General features: G+C 29.9%; 20 protein-coding genes and 4 tRNA genes. 14 read left to right on the top strand and 10 right to left on the bottom strand.

The window, feature by feature from the left end:
* Positions 1 to 2: 2 nt before the first annotated feature.
* The 13 genes from porB (at position 3) to CC87_RS02645 (ending at position 6,652) form a co-directional block, all read left to right on the top strand.
* Complete coding sequence (gene porB / locus CC87_RS02705) at positions 3 to 953, top strand: pyruvate synthase subunit PorB (protein WP_038055896.1); 951 nt, start codon at positions 3 to 5, stop codon at positions 951 to 953.
* Positions 954 to 1,017: 64 nt separating this feature from the next.
* Positions 1,018 to 1,091, top strand: a tRNA-Gly gene (locus CC87_RS02700).
* A gap of 27 nt (positions 1,092 to 1,118) precedes the next feature.
* Complete coding sequence (locus CC87_RS02695; protein WP_038056272.1) at positions 1,119 to 1,805, top strand: metal-dependent hydrolase; 687 nt, start codon at positions 1,119 to 1,121, stop codon at positions 1,803 to 1,805.
* Between the two features lie 10 nt (positions 1,806 to 1,815).
* Positions 1,816 to 2,526 carry a molybdopterin-guanine dinucleotide biosynthesis protein B gene (locus CC87_RS02690; RefSeq protein WP_038055893.1) on the top strand — a complete coding sequence of 237 codons (711 nt, stop codon included), beginning with the start codon at positions 1,816 to 1,818 and terminating at the stop codon, positions 2,524 to 2,526.
* A 30-nt stretch (positions 2,527 to 2,556) separates the two neighbouring features.
* A tRNA-Lys gene (locus tag CC87_RS02685) sits at positions 2,557 to 2,629 on the top strand.
* 12 nt (positions 2,630 to 2,641) lie between these two features.
* Positions 2,642 to 2,716, top strand: a tRNA-Glu gene (locus tag CC87_RS02680).
* Between the two features lie 40 nt (positions 2,717 to 2,756).
* Complete coding sequence (gene queC, locus CC87_RS02675; RefSeq protein ID WP_038056270.1) at positions 2,757 to 3,425, top strand: 7-cyano-7-deazaguanine synthase QueC; 669 nt, start codon at positions 2,757 to 2,759, stop codon at positions 3,423 to 3,425.
* A complete protein-coding gene (locus CC87_RS02670; protein WP_038055891.1) occupies positions 3,412 to 3,807 on the top strand; it encodes a YkgJ family cysteine cluster protein in 396 nt (131 codons plus the stop codon). Before queC ends, CC87_RS02670 begins: the two co-directional genes overlap by 14 nt.
* A 33-nt stretch (positions 3,808 to 3,840) precedes the next feature.
* Positions 3,841 to 4,251: a Fur family transcriptional regulator gene (locus CC87_RS02665; protein ID WP_038055889.1), complete on the top strand. Its 411-nt coding sequence runs from the start codon at positions 3,841 to 3,843 to the stop codon at positions 4,249 to 4,251.
* A 63-nt stretch (positions 4,252 to 4,314) separates the two neighbouring features.
* Positions 4,315 to 4,388: transfer RNA gene (locus CC87_RS02660), tRNA-Ile, on the top strand.
* An 11-nt stretch (positions 4,389 to 4,399) separates the two neighbouring features.
* Entirely contained in the window at positions 4,400 to 5,218 is an 819-nt protein-coding gene (locus CC87_RS08845; protein WP_084222169.1) for a Nif3-like dinuclear metal center hexameric protein, read from the top strand.
* Positions 5,219 to 6,004: a zinc ribbon domain-containing protein gene (locus CC87_RS02650; RefSeq protein WP_038055885.1), complete on the top strand. Its 786-nt coding sequence runs from the start codon at positions 5,219 to 5,221 to the stop codon at positions 6,002 to 6,004.
* An 18-nt stretch (positions 6,005 to 6,022) separates the two neighbouring features.
* Positions 6,023 to 6,652: an L-threonylcarbamoyladenylate synthase gene (locus tag CC87_RS02645; protein WP_051920470.1), complete on the top strand. Its 630-nt coding sequence runs from the start codon at positions 6,023 to 6,025 to the stop codon at positions 6,650 to 6,652.
* A gap of 5 nt (positions 6,653 to 6,657) precedes the next feature.
* Here the strand turns inward: CC87_RS02645 and CC87_RS02640 are convergent, their stop codons facing one another.
* The 10 genes from CC87_RS02640 to argH all read right to left on the bottom strand — a co-directional run bounded on the left by CC87_RS02640 (position 6,658) and on the right by argH (position 15,392).
* Positions 6,658 to 6,861 (bottom strand): hypothetical protein, encoded by a 204-nt coding sequence (locus CC87_RS02640; RefSeq protein WP_038055883.1) that lies wholly within the window; start codon positions 6,859 to 6,861, stop codon positions 6,658 to 6,660.
* A gap of 87 nt (positions 6,862 to 6,948) precedes the next feature.
* Positions 6,949 to 8,550 (bottom strand): L-aspartate oxidase, encoded by a 1,602-nt coding sequence (gene nadB / locus CC87_RS02635; protein WP_038055881.1) that lies wholly within the window; start codon positions 8,548 to 8,550, stop codon positions 6,949 to 6,951.
* A 19-nt stretch (positions 8,551 to 8,569) separates the two neighbouring features.
* Positions 8,570 to 9,889 carry a cofactor-independent phosphoglycerate mutase gene (locus CC87_RS02630; RefSeq protein ID WP_051920468.1) on the bottom strand — a complete coding sequence of 440 codons (1,320 nt, stop codon included), beginning with the start codon at positions 9,887 to 9,889 and terminating at the stop codon, positions 8,570 to 8,572.
* A gap of 12 nt (positions 9,890 to 9,901) precedes the next feature.
* Complete coding sequence (locus CC87_RS02625) at positions 9,902 to 10,615, bottom strand: twin-arginine translocase subunit TatC (protein WP_038055879.1); 714 nt, start codon at positions 10,613 to 10,615, stop codon at positions 9,902 to 9,904.
* Positions 10,593 to 10,883 (bottom strand): Sec-independent protein translocase protein TatB, encoded by a 291-nt coding sequence (tatB, locus tag CC87_RS02620; protein WP_038055877.1) that lies wholly within the window; start codon positions 10,881 to 10,883, stop codon positions 10,593 to 10,595. Before tatB ends, CC87_RS02625 begins: the two co-directional genes overlap by 23 nt.
* Positions 10,876 to 11,964, bottom strand: a complete 1,089-nt coding sequence (alr, locus tag CC87_RS02615; RefSeq protein ID WP_245605485.1) for an alanine racemase — start codon at positions 11,962 to 11,964, stop codon at positions 10,876 to 10,878. The genes tatB and alr overlap by 8 nt, the downstream gene beginning before the upstream one ends.
* A gap of 39 nt (positions 11,965 to 12,003) precedes the next feature.
* A complete protein-coding gene (locus tag CC87_RS02610; RefSeq protein WP_038055873.1) occupies positions 12,004 to 12,906 on the bottom strand; it encodes an NAD(P)/FAD-dependent oxidoreductase in 903 nt (300 codons plus the stop codon).
* Positions 12,903 to 13,097: a DNA gyrase inhibitor YacG gene (locus CC87_RS02605; protein WP_038055871.1), complete on the bottom strand. Its 195-nt coding sequence runs from the start codon at positions 13,095 to 13,097 to the stop codon at positions 12,903 to 12,905. The genes CC87_RS02610 and CC87_RS02605 overlap by 4 nt, the downstream gene beginning before the upstream one ends.
* A complete protein-coding gene (locus CC87_RS02600) occupies positions 13,082 to 14,014 on the bottom strand; it encodes a universal stress protein (RefSeq protein ID WP_038055869.1) in 933 nt (310 codons plus the stop codon). The genes CC87_RS02605 and CC87_RS02600 overlap by 16 nt, the downstream gene beginning before the upstream one ends.
* Positions 14,004 to 15,392, bottom strand: a complete 1,389-nt coding sequence (argH, locus tag CC87_RS02595) for an argininosuccinate lyase (RefSeq protein ID WP_038055866.1) — start codon at positions 15,390 to 15,392, stop codon at positions 14,004 to 14,006. Before argH ends, CC87_RS02600 begins: the two co-directional genes overlap by 11 nt.
* A 109-nt stretch (positions 15,393 to 15,501) precedes the next feature.
* Between argH and CC87_RS02590 the strand changes: the two genes are divergently transcribed.
* Entirely contained in the window at positions 15,502 to 16,137 is a 636-nt protein-coding gene (locus tag CC87_RS02590) for a transposase (RefSeq protein ID WP_038055865.1), read from the top strand.
* Positions 16,138 to 16,156 lie beyond the last annotated feature (19 nt).

Below are 16,156 nucleotides of genomic sequence, written 5' to 3'. Positions count from 1 at the left end.
CTATGAGACCAGAGTTAAAAAAGTTTAAAGGTTTTACTTTGAAAAAATTACCAGAATATGAAGGTTTTGCTCCAGGACATAGAGCCTGTCAGGGATGTGGAACTGTTTTACCACTTAGATTAGCTTTAAAAGCTTTAGGACCTAATACTATTGCAGTTTCAGCTACTGGCTGTATGGAAATTATATCTTCGCCATTTCCTTATACTTCTTGGAAAATACCATGGATACATGTAGCTTTTGAAAATGCAGCTTCTGTTGCTTCTGGAATTGAGGCTGCTATTAAAGTTTTGAGAAGAAAAAGGAAAATAAGATGTAAACAGAAAATAAACATAGTGGTTTTTGCAGGAGATGGAGCTACTTTTGATATAGGTTTGCAATTTCTTTCTGGAGCTTTGGAAAGAGGACATGATTTTATCTATATATGTTTAGATAATGAGGCTTATATGAACACAGGTGTTCAAAGATCTGCTGCTACACCTTATGGAGCTCATACTACAACAAGTCCTGCTGGAACACTTATAAAGGGACAGACTACCTGGAAGAAAAATCTTATGGGAATTGTAGTTGCTCATAACATTCCTTATGCTGCTACAGCAAGTCCTGCTTATCCTACAGATCTTATGAATAAAGTTAAAAAAGCAGCTTTGGTCAATGGTCCTGCTTTTATTCATGTCTTTTCTCCTTGCCCTACAGGTTGGGGTTGTAAAGGAGAAGATAGTATTTTATTAGCTAAATTAGCTGTAGAAACAAAAGTTTTTCCTCTTTATGAAGTAATAGATGGAAAATATATAGTGAAAAGGATAACAAAACCTAAACCTGTAGAGGAATATTTAAAACTTCAAAGAAGATTCAGACATTTAACATCTGAACAAATAGAGTATATTCAAAAAAGAGTAGATGAAGAATATGAAAAATTGATAAAACTTGCGGAGTGTTTTGCTCCTGAGGATTAATGTATTATTTTGGATTTCTTGACAGTAAAAAAATTTAAGTTATATTATTTATAAATGTAAAAAAGCGGGCGTGGCTCAGCCTGGTAGAGCGGCTGCTTGCCATGCAGCAGGTCGCGGGTTCGAATCCCGTCGCCCGCTCTTAATTTTATCACAGGGTGTTCAAAAATGGAGATAGTTTTTTACGGTCATTCCTGTTTTAAAATTGTTTCTGAAGAAGGCAAAAAGATTCTTATAGATCCTTGGATTAGTAATCCTGCTACCCCAAAAGATGTGGATTTAGGTCCTTATGATTTTATTTTGATTACTCATGCTCATGGAGATCATTTAGGAGATGTTCTTAAACTTGCCAGAACCTCAGTAACAGAAGTTATTGCAATTCATGAAATTCAGCAATTTTTGTTAAAAAATGGTGTCCCAAAAGTTACAGGAATGAATATAGGAGGAACTTACAGAGTTGGAAATTTAAAATTCACTATGGTTCCTGCTTTCCATAGCTCTTCTTTTCCTGATGGAAGTTATGGTGGTGATCCTTGTGGCTTTGTAATTACCTTAGAGAATGGAATAAGTATTTATCATACTGGAGATACGGGTCTATTTTATGATATGAAGCTTATTGCAGAGCTATATTCTCCCAAGATTGCTATTTTACCTATAGGAGATCATTATGTTATGGGTCCAAAAGAAGCAGCCAAGGCCTGTGATCTTTTGAGACCAGAAATTGTTATTCCTATGCATTATGGAACTTTTCCTATCCTTAGCGGAACTGTAGAAGAGTTTGAAAAGGAATTAAAAAAATACAATTTTCCTTTAACTATTGTTGCTTTAAATCCAGGAGAGGAATTTTTTAAATAAATATTGTTAAATGTCTTATTTTTTAGCTATTTCAGGATACCGTAAAGCTGGCAAAACTATCTTAGGAACTTATCTTGTTAATAAGCTCACAGAACTTGGCTATAAAGTAGGGGTAGTAAAATCCTGTCATGAAGAGAAAATTTTAACAGATATTCCTCAGAAAGATACTTGGAACTATAGAGAGTCTGGAGCATCAGCAGTGGCTCTTTTTCAAAAAAAGTTTTTTACTCTTTATCTTCAACCAGAAAAACTAAATTTTTTTTCCTACAAAGATTGGTATAGTTATTTTCTATCACTTTTTTGGGTTTATGATCTTGTTATTTTTGAAGGATTTAAAAATTTTGACATTTTACCTAAAATTTGGATTATCAGAGATGAGACAGAGGATATAAAAGAAATAAAAAGTTGTCTAAGGAATTTATTAGGTTTTGTTGTGAAAAATAAAAAAATATGGCAAAAAAGATATCCTGACGAAAAATTTTGGGATTGGGATGAAAAGGAGGAAATTTTAAATTTTATTATAGAATTTATAAATAGAAATAAAAAAAGGGTTCTCTTAAAAGTAAACGGAAATAAAATTCCTTTAAAAGATTTTGTAGAAGATATTTTAGCTTTACCTGTGATAGGTTTTATCAAAGCATTAAAAGGTATACCAGAAGAGATTTTTGATATAGAAATAAAAATTAATGTTTCAAATATACTTGACAAAAAAGTTAAATAGTTTATATTTAAAATCACTGATAAGAAGGATGGGCCGGTAACTCAGTCGGTAGAGTATCGGCCTTTTAAGCCGAGAGTCGCAGGTTCGAGTCCTGCCCGGCCCATTTTTTATTTATGCCCCCATCGTCTAGCCAGGTCCAGGACACCGGCCTTTCACGCCGGCGACAGGGGTTCAAATCCCCTTGGGGGCGCTTTTGAATGATATTTTTTCAATTTTATAAATTTTTTAAAATGTCCAAGAATTTAGCTATAGTTCTTTTAAGTTCTGGAATGGATAGTGCAGTCTGTGCTAGTATAGCTTCTCAAAATCATCGTTTAGCTTTCTTACATTTTCAATATGGACAAAAGTCTTATAAAAAAGAATTGGAGTGTTTTAAAAAATTAGTAGAATATTTTAAACCTGAAAAATATTACATTCTTGATATTCCATTTCTTAAAGAGATCGGAGGTTCAAGTCTTACTTCTGAAAATGTTGAAATTCCTGAAGATGATAATGCTCCTATTCCATCTACTTATGTTCCCTTTAGAAATGGTATATTTTTAAGTTTAGCTACTGCCTGGGCTGAAGTTATAGGAGCAAAAAAAATCTTCATAGGAGTCAATGAGGTGGATTTCTCTGGTTACCCTGATTGCAGAGAAGCTTTTATTAAAACTTTTAATCAAGCTATTAACCTTGGCACAAGACCTGAGACCCAAATAGAAATAGAGACCCCTCTTATTAAACTCTCTAAAAAAGAGATTGTTGAATTAGGTATCAAGCTTGGAACACCTTTTCATTTAACCTGGTCTTGTTATAGAGAAGGAGAAAAAGCTTGCGGAAGATGTGCCTCTTGTAAATTAAGATTAAAAGCTTTTAAAGAGGCGGGCATTCCTGATCCTATACCTTATGAAAACTTTTGAGTGCAAAAAATGTGGATTTTGTTGTAAAGGTGAAAGCACAGTTAGCCTCTCTATTGAAGAAATAAAAAATATTTCTAAATTTCTCGGTCTTTCAGAAGAAAAATTTCTTAAACTTTATACTGTTAAAAAAGGAAAATACAGAATTGAAATGAAAACTGTAAATGGGTATTGTGTTTTTTTTGATAAAGAAACTAAACTATGTAAAATTCATCCTGTAAAACCTGCTAAATGTAAAGAATGGCCTTTTGTTTCTGCTATTTTTAAATATCCTGAAAATTTCTACATTATTAGACAATTTTGCCAAGGACTAAAAAATTTTTCTTGGGAAGATTTAAAACTTTTATGTAAAAACTTGAATAAAGAAAAAAATGTTTTAAAATAAAAACGTATATAAAATAAATAAAGAGGGGAACTAATGAAGAAACAAAAGTTGGAATTTTATAAAAGTTTAGGATTAAAATTAACACCTCAAAGATTAGCCATTATAGAATATTTAGAGGGAAACAAAGAGCATCCCTCGGCTGAGGATATTTACAATGCTTTAAAACCCAAATTTCCGAGTATGTCTTTTGCTACTGTTTATAACACTTTGGAGATTTTAGTAAAAAAGGGATTAATTAAAGAATTAAATGTAGAAAGTACAAGAAAAAGATTTGATCCTTCAACACATCCTCATCATTTCTTTTGCAAAAGATGCAAAAAGGTTATAGATGTAGATAATCAAATTAATATTTCTGTGCCTGAGCAATTAAAAGGTTTTGATATAGAAGATATTCAAATTATTTTTTATGGATTATGTTCAGAGTGCAAATCTGAGTCTAAGTAAAGTTTTTATTGGCTTGACAAAATTTTAAAGTATATTATTTTTTATATTTGCAGAGGTGAAGAGGGGCCCGTAGCTCAGTTGGTTAGAGCCACCGGCTCATAACCGGAAGGTCCCAGGTTCGAATCCTGGCGGGCCCATTAGTTTATTTATGTCTTTATTAGTAAAAGATTTATATAAATTTTTAGAAAATTTAGCTCCTCTTCAGATTGCTGAACCCAGAGATAATAATGGATTACAAATAGGTTCTTATAATAGTTCTGTTTCTGGAATTCTTTTAACAGTAGATGTAACTAAAAATGCTATTTTTTATGCATTAGAAAAAAATTTAAATCTTATAATAAGCCATCATCCTTTGATATTTAATCCCCTTTCTTGCATCCTTAAAGATGAACTTAAGGGAGAGCTTATTTATCTTCTTATAAAACACGATTTAAATCTAATTTCATGGCATACACCCTTAGATAAAATTTCTGAAGGGGTATCAGAGGCTTTTTTAAAAGCTCTAAATTTTGAGAGTTCAGATTTTATTATAAAAGAAGAAAAATTTAATCAAAAATTTGGTCTTGGAAGGGTTGTATATTTAAAAAAATCTATTAAACTGCAAGATTTAGCAGAAAAAATTAGTCATATTATTGACAGTTGGATAATGGTAGTGGGTGATTTAGATTCATCAATAAACTCTTTTGGTTTTTGCGGAGGTTCAGGTTCTTTTCTAAAAGATGAATTAAAAAAGATCGGAGTTTATACTTTAATTACTTCTGATGTGAAATATCATACTGCAAAAGATTCCTTAGAAGAGGGTTTCAATTTTATAATTATAGATCATGGCTTATCAGAAAGTTTTATTTTACCAGTTCTTAAAGATAAATTACAAAAATTTTTTTCTGAAAAAAATGTAGTTCTTCCTATAGAAATATATAAAGAACCAAGTCCATATAAAATTTTTAAAAATAAGAGGAGGGATTAGATGCAAGAAGAAATATTAAAACTTATTGAATTACAAAGAATTGATTTAGAAATTTTAAAAATTGAAAAAGCCATGAATGATATTCCTCAATCTCTTCAAAAGGCTCAGAAAGATAAAGATCAAATTCAAAAAAAGTTAGAAGAACTTTCTTCTCTTCTGGAAGAAAAGAAAAAGCAAAAAGATCTTTTTGAAGAAGAATTAAAGCAAGAATATCAAAGATTAAAAAGCACTCAGGCTCGTCTAATCCAAATTAGAGGAACAAGAGAATATCAACTTCTTTTAAGAGAAATTGAAGAAATTAAAAAAGCTAATAAACAAAAGGAGGATGAAATTTTAAAATTAATGGAAGAAATAGAAAATCTGGAACAAGAAAAAACTAAGTTGTTAGAAGAATTAAATAAAATTGAAGCTATTTTTAATGAAGAAAAACAAAAATTTGAAGCCTTTTGTGCTGAACTTTCTAATAATAAAGCTGAACTTCTCAAAAAAAGAGAAAATATAGCTCAAGAAATTCCTTCTAACTTATTAAAAAAATATGAAATTCTTAAACAAAAAAAGGGTGGAGTTGGAATTGCTCCTGTAGATAATTATGTGTGTGAAGGTTGTCACATGGCTATACCTCCTCAACTTTACAATGAAATTCAGAAGGATAATCGGTATTATGAGTGCCCTCATTGTAAAAGACTCATTTTTTATAAAAAAATTTACATATCTGAAGAAGAACCAAAAGAGGAGGCAATTTCAGAAGAAAAAGCTATCTCTGAAGAAAAAGCCTCTGCTGCTTAGTTAAAAAATTTTTAAAAAATGGATTATTTAAAGCTAAAACCCGATCTTTCTAATTTAGAAGAAATTTCTGAAAAAATAGCTTTTTATTTAAAAAAAGATAAAGTAGGAGCTATACCTACAGAAACCTTTTATGGATTAGCAGCTAATCCCTTTTCAGAAAGGGCTTTAAAAAAGCTTATTTCTTTTAAAAAACGCCCTAAAAATAAACCTATTCTTTTACTTATTTCTGATATAGAACAACTTTATTCTTTGGTAAAAGAAATACCTCCTGTAGCAGAAAAACTTATAGAAAAATTTTGGCCAGGACCTTTAACTATAGTTTTTCCTGCTAAAGAAAATCTATCTTCTTTATTAACATCTGGGACTAATACTATAGGAATAAGGCTTTCTTCTTCTCCTATTGTAAAAAAAATCATAGAGATATTTGGCAATCCTGTCACAGGAACAAGTGCTAATATAAGTAACAAACCACCCTGTAAAAGTGCTCAGGAAATTTTAGAACAATTAAAAGACTTAGATTTTATTTTAAATGGGGGGCATCTTGAAACCTCAGCTCCCTCTACTATTATTTCTGTAGTGGATAATAATATCTCTTTAATACGAATTGGAGCAATATCTTTTAAAGAAATTTTAGAATCTTTTTTATAATTTTATTATTCCTCTTCAGCTATTTCTATTTCTAAATAAGAATGCCCACATTCATAACATTTAACATCTAAAATATTTTCTAAAAGAGCTACATATAAAGTGTCACAGCCACAGATTTTACAGGCATTTCCTATATTTTCTTCATTTATAGCTTCTAAAATATCTTCCCTAAGATCCTCAGGTATATCTGGATCAAAAATAACTTTCACACTTTCCTCCTAAAAACCAAATTTATATTAATCTTATCAAAAATTCTTATTTTGTAAAGTAATTTTTTTAAATTTTTTAAAAATTTTTCAAACCTTTTTGATAATTACAGTATCTTTTAAAAATTCTTCTTTTTTTTCAGGATAATCAACCAAATAATGAGTTCCTCTGGATTCTAAACGTTTTTGAGCAGATTCTATAATTAATTCTGCTACCAAAGCTATTTTTTTAAGTTCCATAACATCTAAATCTAAGTATATCCCTTTCCAGTTTTCTTCTATTTCTTTTTTTAAAAAATCTAATCTTTTTTTAGCAAATTCAAGCATTTTTAAACTTCTAACTATTCCAACAAAATCCCACATAATTTTTCTTATAATATCCCAATTATGGGATATAAATACTTTTTCATCTTTTATTTCTTTAATTACAGGATCTTTTATTTTAGGTTCCTTAAAGGGTTGATCTTTTAATTTTTTCCACATTTCCTTGATTTTTAAACTGGCTTGATGAGCAAAGCATATACCTTCTAATAAAGAATTAGAAGCTAATCTGTTAGCACCATGTAAGCCTGTGCAAGCACATTCTCCTATAGCGAATAAGTTTGAAATATCTGTTTGTCCCCATAGATTTGTATAAATTCCTCCACAAAGATAATGAGCAGCAGGAACTACTGGAATAGGTTGAGATGTTATATCTATTCCATATTTTAAGCATGTTTCATAAATATAAGGGAAACGTTTTTTTATATAATCAGATGGTAAATGGGTAATATCTAAATAAACACAGTCAGCACCTGTTTTTTTAAGTTCCATATCAATAGCTCTGGTAACAATATCTCTTGGAGCAAGCTCTTTTCTTACAGGATCATATTTATGCATAAATCTTCTTCCTTCAGCATTAAGCAATATAGCACCTTCTCCTCTCAGAGCTTCAGAAATTAAAAAATTTTTAGCTTTGGGATGATAAAGACAGGTAGGATGAAATTGAATAAATTCCATATTAGCAATTCTACAACCTAAATTATAAGCCAAAGCTATACCATCTCCTGTAGAAGTGTCAGGATTACTGGTATAAAGATATACCTTACCTGCTCCACCTGTGCATAGAACCACTACTTTGGCTAAAAACATAATTGGTTTAACATGAGTGAGATCAAGAGCAAGAGCTCCCAACACTTGAGAAGGCTTTTCTGAATTATTCTTGTCCCCTATAAGTTTAACCACAAAGTGATTTTCCAGAATTTTTATATTTTTTGTTTCCAAAACTCTTTCTATAAGAGTGTTTTCAATAACCCTTCCTGTATAATCTCCTACATGAAGGATTCTTTTTTTAGAATGACCACCTTCTAAAGTTAAATGAAACTTTTGAGGATTATCAGGGTCTTTATCAAAACTTACTCCCCAGTTTATTAAATCTTTTATTCTTTCAGGAGCTGTTTTCACAACCAACTTTACAGTTTCTCTTTTGCAAAGACCATCTCCAGCTATAAGAGTATCTTGAATATGAAAATCAAAACTATCGTCCTCTCCCATTACACAGGCAATTCCTCCTTGAGCTAAAGTAGTAGCAGTTTCAAACATGCGTTTTTTAGCAAGAATGGTAATATCTCCGAGGTCTTTTAATTTCAAAGCTAAGCTTAATCCTGCTATACCTGAACCTATTATCAAAATATCTGTTTTAGAGATTTCCATTTTAAAATCTCCTTAATACTTAATATTGCTGTAATATTTTTGGTCTTCTTTGAAGAAAGTATTGCAAAAGCTCTGGACCACTTTTAAAAAATAAAGAAGAACGATAAGCTTCTCTTTCACAGAATTTTATATCTCTCTTTTTATCTTTATCTTTTACTGAATCAAAAATAGCTACAGGAACAGGTTTGGCTGAATGAGTTCTTATAGAAATAGGAGTCAAATGATCACAACATACCAAAATTCTATATTTATCAGTAATTTCAATAATTTTTTCCAGTAAATATCTAATTATTCTTCTATCAAATTCATTTATAGCTTTTATTTTAAGTTCTAAAGAGCCTTCATGAGAAACTTCATCTGGAGCTTCTACATGAATTAAGACAAAATCGTGATCTTTTAAAGCTTCTATAGCATAATCAACTTTACCTTCGTAATTAGTATCTAAATATCCAGTTGCTCCTGGAACATCTATAACTGTCATATTAGCAAGTACAGCTAAACCTTTTATTAAATCTACTGCAGAAATAACAGCTCCTTTAAGTCCCCATCTTTCTTCAAATGGTTCAAACTCCGGGGTTCTTCCCTGTCCCCAAGGCCATATAGCATTCGCAGGGGGTTTATTTTCTATTTTTCTCCTTTGATTAATGGGATGTTTTTCCAGAATTTCTATAGCTTTAATAATAAACTCTTTTAAATAAGGTTCTTCATCATAAGCTTGAAAAGCAAACCAGACACTTTTTCCTAAAAGATCATGAGGAGGATAAGTATGAAGACCTCCTGATCCTCCCCTCCATATCAAAATATGTCTGTAACTTACTCCAGGAATTATTTCTATTTTATCTGTAGCTGCATACCTATTTATTGCCTCTATTAATTGTATAGCTTCTTCTGTAGAAATATGCCCTGCAGAATAATCTTCCATTATTAGATCATTTCCCTCAAATTTTAAGGTTACTAAATTACATCTATAAGCAACATCTTCTGGTCTTAAAATTATTCCACGACTCGCTGCTTCAATAGGACCTCTTCCAGTATATTTTTCTTCAGGAGAATATCCCAAAAGTCCCATAATTGCTACATCTGATCCAGGATGCATACCAGGTGGAACTGTCTGACAAGTTCCTATCTCTCCATAAGAAGCTATAAAATCCATACCAGGTGTAATAGCCACTTCTAAAGGTGTTTTTCCCTCAAGTTCTTTCATAGGAAAATCTCCCATTCCATCTCCTATAAGCATAATATACTTCATCCCTTCTTCAGGAACAAAAGATTCTTTTTGAAATGGTATTTGTTCATCTATAATTTGAGAAATAGTTTCTTTTTTCTTTCTTCTACCCATAAGACCTCCTTTTTATTTTAAGATCTTTGCTAAAAAAAAGGCTAATTTAAAAAATAAGAAAAAAAACAAAGTTAACAAGATCTGAGAAAAAAAATCTGTTGGAACTAAAAGCACTGACATAGCATAAAAAAAACCTAAAAAGTAAAATCTTCTTTTTTTGTAAACTTCTTCAGTAATAAATTCTTCTTTTATTAAAAGAGCTAAAAATAAAGGCATCTGAAATATAATAACAGAAAAAAGAATAACCCTTAAAATAAAAAATAAAAAATAATTAATCTTTAAATTAGCCTCAAAATTTTTACCAAAATACAAAAAAATTTTCAGTAAAATAGGAACAAACAAAAAATACCCCACAATTATTCCTAAAATTCCAAGAAAAATGGATAAAGTAAATATTTTTTTTAAAAGTTTTTTTTCAGGTTCATAAAATTCTGAAGAAACAGCTTTCCATAAACGTATCAGTAAAAAAGGAAAAGTTATAATTAAAGCCATATAAAAAGATGCTCTTAACAAAACGAATAAAGCTTCTTCTAAAGAAGTAAAAACTAAAGGTTCTCCTTTAAGGAATTTAAAATAAGGAAGCATCAGATAAGGGAAAACATAAGGAAGTGTAAAAAAAATAAAAAACCACAAAAAAAGGAAAAGGAAAGAATAAATAATAATTTCTTTTCTTATTCTACCAAGAACATCTACTGCGAATATTTTAGGAATGTTTAGTTTGCTCATCAGATTTCAAGGACTCTTCAGTTTTTAAAGCTTCTTCTGCCAATTTGGTTGTATCTTCTTTTATTTCTTCTATTTCCTTTTTTGCCTCTTTTAAGTCTTTTCCTATTTCATCAATTTCAAGTTCTCTTTTTATTTCTTCTATACTTTTTCTTAATTCAATAGATAATCTGGCTAAATATTTCCCTACTTCAGGAAGTCTTTCAGGACCAAGAACAATAAGAGCAACTAAAAAAATTATAACAGCTTCAGAAAATCCAATATTAAACATTTAAATACTCTCTGGGTATGTTTTTGCCTAAGCTACAAAAAAGTTCATAACTGATGGTTCCAGCTAAATCTGCGAGTTCATCAGCTGGAACCTCTTCATTTTTTCCTCCAAGAAGGATAACCTCATCTCCTATTTGAGGATTTTCTACATCTGTTAGATCTAAATACAAAGCCTTCATAGAAATATTTCCAACAATAGGAACCCTTTTATCTTTATAAAAAGCAAAACCTTTATTACTTAAACTTCTTAAATATCCATCTCCATATCCTACTGGAATTAATCCTAAAATAGTGTCTCTCTTAGCCAAAAAATTGGGGCCATATCCTGCGTATTCTCCTTTTTTTATTTTTTTTATCTCTATTATGCGGGACTTGAAAGTCATAACTGGATAAAGTTTTATAATTTCCTTAGCTTTTTTATTAGGATACCCTCCAAAAAGACTAATCCCTGGTCTTACCAAGTTTCCTTTCTCTGATAAAAATATTATACCACCTGAATTAGCAAAATGAATATATTTAGGTTTAATATTATGCTTGTTTAACATATAAATTGCATCCTTAAATTTTTTCAGTTGAAGCTGAGTTAATTCATGTTCTGGTTTTTCAGAGCAGGAAAAGTGAGTCATAACTCCTATTAATTTTAAACTTGAAATCTGTTTATATTTTTCTATAAATAAATCAAGTTCCTCTAAAGAAATACCAAACCTGTGCATCCCTGTATCAATTTTCAAATGAAACTCAAGTCTGATATTTTTTTTATTGGCAAAATTCTCTAAACATTCTAAGGATTCTATACTAACTATTACAGGTGTTATATCAAGCCTGATTAATTCTTCTATCCAATCTTTTTCAAAACCTGACAAAAGAAGAATGGGTTCTTTAAATCCTTGTTTTCTTAAAATTTGAGCTTCTTCTGGCTCAGAAAGCCCCCATCCCCAAATACCTTCAGTAGAAAGAGCTTTAGCTACTTCTAAAAGACCATGACCATAAGCATCATTTTTGATAACTGGCAAAATTTTAGTTTCTTCTGGTAAAAATTTTTTTAAAGCTCTTAAATTTTTTTTTAAGTTATTAAGATTTATTTCTAATTTTTTAAACCAAATAATCTTTATCCTCTCCTTTTAATCTTTTAAAATTCTTTTTATATAATCTGAAGCAGAAAGTCCAGCTATACAACCTTCTCCTACAGCTTTAGCTAGTTGTAAAGGAGGTCCTGTTAAATCTCCACAAGCAAAAATACCCTCCATATTTGTTTCCATATTTCTATTAACTTTTACATAGCTAAAAGTTTCAGGGTCAAGTTCTATTCCAATAGGAGCAAGAAGCTCCAAAGGACCTTTAGCTCCTATTTCTATAAATATACCATCCAGCTCCAATATAGTTTCATCTTCTAATTTTAATCCTTTTACTTCTTCTTTTCCTATTATATCAATAGGCTTTTTCTCAAGAATACTAATGTTTTTATTAATAAGACTATTTTTGTCATCTTCTGTTAAATCTTTTAAAGGATAAAAATAGACCTCTTTGGCAAAATTGGTTAATAATTTAGCACCATGAATAGCAGCACTACCATCTCCTATAACTGCTACTTTTTTTTCTTTATAAAACCAGGCATCGCAATCTATACAATAAGATAGTCCTTTTCCTATAAATTTATCTTCATCTTTAAAGATTTTTTTTGGTCTTTTAACTCCCAAAGCAAGTATAAGAGATAAAGCTGTTATTTCTTTTTCTTTTTCTGTAATAAGTTTATAACCTGATTCTAATGGTTCTATTTTTACGATATCCTCTTCTAAAATTCTTACTTCAAATCTTTTAAGTTGTTCCATACCTATTTCTAAAAGAGCTTTTCCTTTTATTTTTTCTTTAAAACCAAAATAATTTTCAATATAAGCCTGAGCTAAAGCACTTTTATAAGGTTTTCCAAATATTATAACTTTATGTTTTCTTCTTCCTGCATGGATACCTGCCTGAATTCCAGCTGGTCCCATACCTAAAATAGCTATCTCATAATCCCAGCTCATCTTTCTACCTCCTCTATATATTCATCTTCTATCTCATCAGGATTTATCTTTATCCTATATTCTTCACTTAACCAGCCATAAAGATCTGCAAGTTTACATTTTTTAGAACAAAAAGGTCTATAAGGATTGTTTTCCCACTGAGTCCTTTTCCCACAAACAGGACATTTAATTTTTATTAACTTATTACCCATATTGCCCTATCTTCAAAATAAGAAATTATTTTTTGACTCACTGAACCCAACAATAATTCTTTTAAACCGCTTCTACCTCTTCTTCCAATTATTATATTAGAATAATCATTTTTTTTAGCAAATCTTATAATCTCTCCAGCAGGACCAAATATCCCTCTTTTTAAAACTAATTGAATTCTTTCACAGAATATTTTATTCTCTTTCAAAACATTTTTTAATTTTAAAAAATACTCTTTATACTCTGGATTTTTAGTAATTTTTAAAAGTTCTTCTATATTACCTTCAAATTCTTTTATATTTGAAAAAGGATAAAAATTATGAAAAAATGTAATAGTAGCATCTTTATGAAATGATAAAATAAAGCTCACATAATCTGCTACTTTTAATCCTGTTTCTCCTAAATCTAAAGCTACCAAAAACTTTTTATTCCATTTTTCTCCTCTTATCAACCATACAGGAACACAGCTTATATTGATAAGTTTATGAGTAACCCCTCCTAAAATGTATGTGCTGATTTTAGAAAGTCCTCTTTTTCCAACAATTATAGCATCATATAAATTATCACAGGCTATTCTAAGTATATCTTGAACAACATCTGAGTATTTAAAAATAACTTTGATATAGCAATTTCCTTTTATTTTAGCTTTCAAACTCTCTGCAACCTCTTTAAGTTCTGCTTCTGTTCTTAAATAATCTTCTTTAGCTCTTTTCTCTATTTCTTCCTCATGTATTAATTTCTTAATAAGTTTGCTTTCCTGTAAAACATGAATCTCTGGATGTTCAATTATTTTTAATAAGGTTACATCTACATAGGTATTCTCAAAAACAGATTTTAAATAAAATAAAGCCTTGGCACTCGAGGCACTATTGTCATAACATAAAAGAAAATGAGGATTTATTTTGGAATCAATTTTCATAACCTATTTCTTTTTTAGCCTTGTCTATTTCTTTTTTTACACTTTTAAATCCTGTTCCACCAAAAATTTCTCTTCTTTTAATTGCATTTTCTATGGTTAACCACTTGTAAACATCCTCTTCAATAACATTTGAAAACCTTTGAAACTCCTCTAAGGTTAATTTTTCAAGTTTTTTACCTCTTTTTTCAGCATAAAGAACAATCTGCCCAGTAATATAATGTGCTTTTCTAAAAGGAATTCCCTTAGTTACTAAATAATCTGCAAGTTCTGTAGCAAGGAGATAACCTTTATTAAGATATTTTTCTATATTTTCTTTTTTAATTTTTAAACCTTGTATCATTAAAGCCATCATTTTTATAGAATTTATAACTGTATCTAAGGATTCAAAAATAGGAGGTTTATCCTCCTGTAAATCTCTATTATAGCTTAAAGGAAGACCTTTAATTAAAACCATAAGTTTAATAAGATCACCCACAGCTATAGAGCTTTTTCCTCTTATCAATTCTGCTCCATCAGGATTTTTCTTTTGAGGCATAAGAGAACTACCTGTACAATACCTATCAGGAAGATCTATAAAATCAAATTCTTGACTCATCCATATAATAAGCTCTTCACACCATCTTGACAGATCAAGCATAATAAGACTCAAAATAAAAGCCAATTCCAAAATAAAATCTCTGGAACTTACTGCAAAAACACTATTTCTGGTAGGTTCATTAAAACCAAGATTTTTAGCAATTTTTTTTCTATTCAAATTAAAACCACAACCTGCAAAAGCCGAACTTCCAAGAGGACAAAGTTTTAGCCTTTTCTCATAATCTTCAAGTCTTTGTAAATGAAGCCTCATCATTTCATAATAAGCCATAATCCAGTGTGAAAAAAGAACAGGTTGAGCATGTTGAAGATGGGTAAAACCAGGTATTATAATTCCATAATATTCTTCTGCTTTATCTATTATAGTTTTCATTAAGTTTTTAAGAGACCACTTTAATTCTTCAGCTTTATCTATTAAAAAAAGCCTTAAGTCTGTGACTACTTGTTCATTTCTACTTCTTCCTGTATGAAGCTTATAAGCCACCTCTCCGATCTTTTCAAAAAGAGCTTTTTCTATATTCATATGAACATCTTCATATTCCTTACGAAAAATAAAGACTCCTTTTTTTATTTCATCTTCTATTTCTTTAAGTCCTTTATAAATGAGTTTATATTCTGAGTCTGAGAGAATTTTGATTTCTGTTAATGCTTGGGCATAAGCAAGGCTTGCTTTTACTTCATAAAGAGCTAACTTATAATCAAAAGATACAGATTCGCTGAAATCTTCAAAAAACTTATCTGTTTCTTCCTGAAATCGTCCGCCCCAAGGCTTTTTTTCATCCATAGTTTTTACATTTTAACCTTTTTTAAAAAAATTACAAATTACCATAAATTACCACTTGCGAAGTGGTAATTTGTAGGTAAGATAAATTAAAGATTTAAAGGAGGTAAATATGGAAGAAGGGAAAATATATCATGTTTATACCAAAAGTATTGCTGGATTTAAAATTTTTCTAAATGATGCTGATTATAGAAGAATATTAAAACTCCTAAGGTTTTATCAATTCAATCCCAAAATTAAATTTTCCTATTATGAACGTCTTAAAAATAAAATTAAAAATTATTATAACCAATCAAAAAGTAAAAATCCTTTAGTTAATATTATTGCCTATTGTATTATGCCTACACATATTCATTTAGTATTAGAAGAACTTTCAGAAATGGGAATCTCTGAATATATGAGAAAGGTTTTAGATAGCTATACCAGGTATTTTAATAAAAAAATTAAAAGAAAAGGACCACTTTGGGAAGGAAGGATTAAAAAAGTACCGGTGTTATCTGATGAACAGCTCTTACATTTAACAAGATATGTACATTTAAATCCTACTAGTGCAGGTCTGGTGGAAAAACCTGAAGACTGGAAATATTCTTCTTATAGAGAATACATAGGACTTGAAGATAAAAGAATATGTATAATAAATAAATTTTTTGATTTTTCAAAAAAAGAATATAAAAAATTTGTAGAGGATAGGATTGATTATCAGAGATCTTTAGAAATTATCAAACATTTGATTTTAGAAGACCTCTAAAGTTCCACTTACGAAGTGG

The organism is Thermodesulfobacterium hydrogeniphilum (assembly GCF_000746255.1).
Classification (GTDB): domain Bacteria; phylum Desulfobacterota; class Thermodesulfobacteria; order Thermodesulfobacteriales; family Thermodesulfobacteriaceae; genus Thermodesulfobacterium; species Thermodesulfobacterium hydrogeniphilum.
Note: the sequence above shows the minus strand (reverse complement) of the source record. Positions and strands in the feature narration are given on the sequence as shown.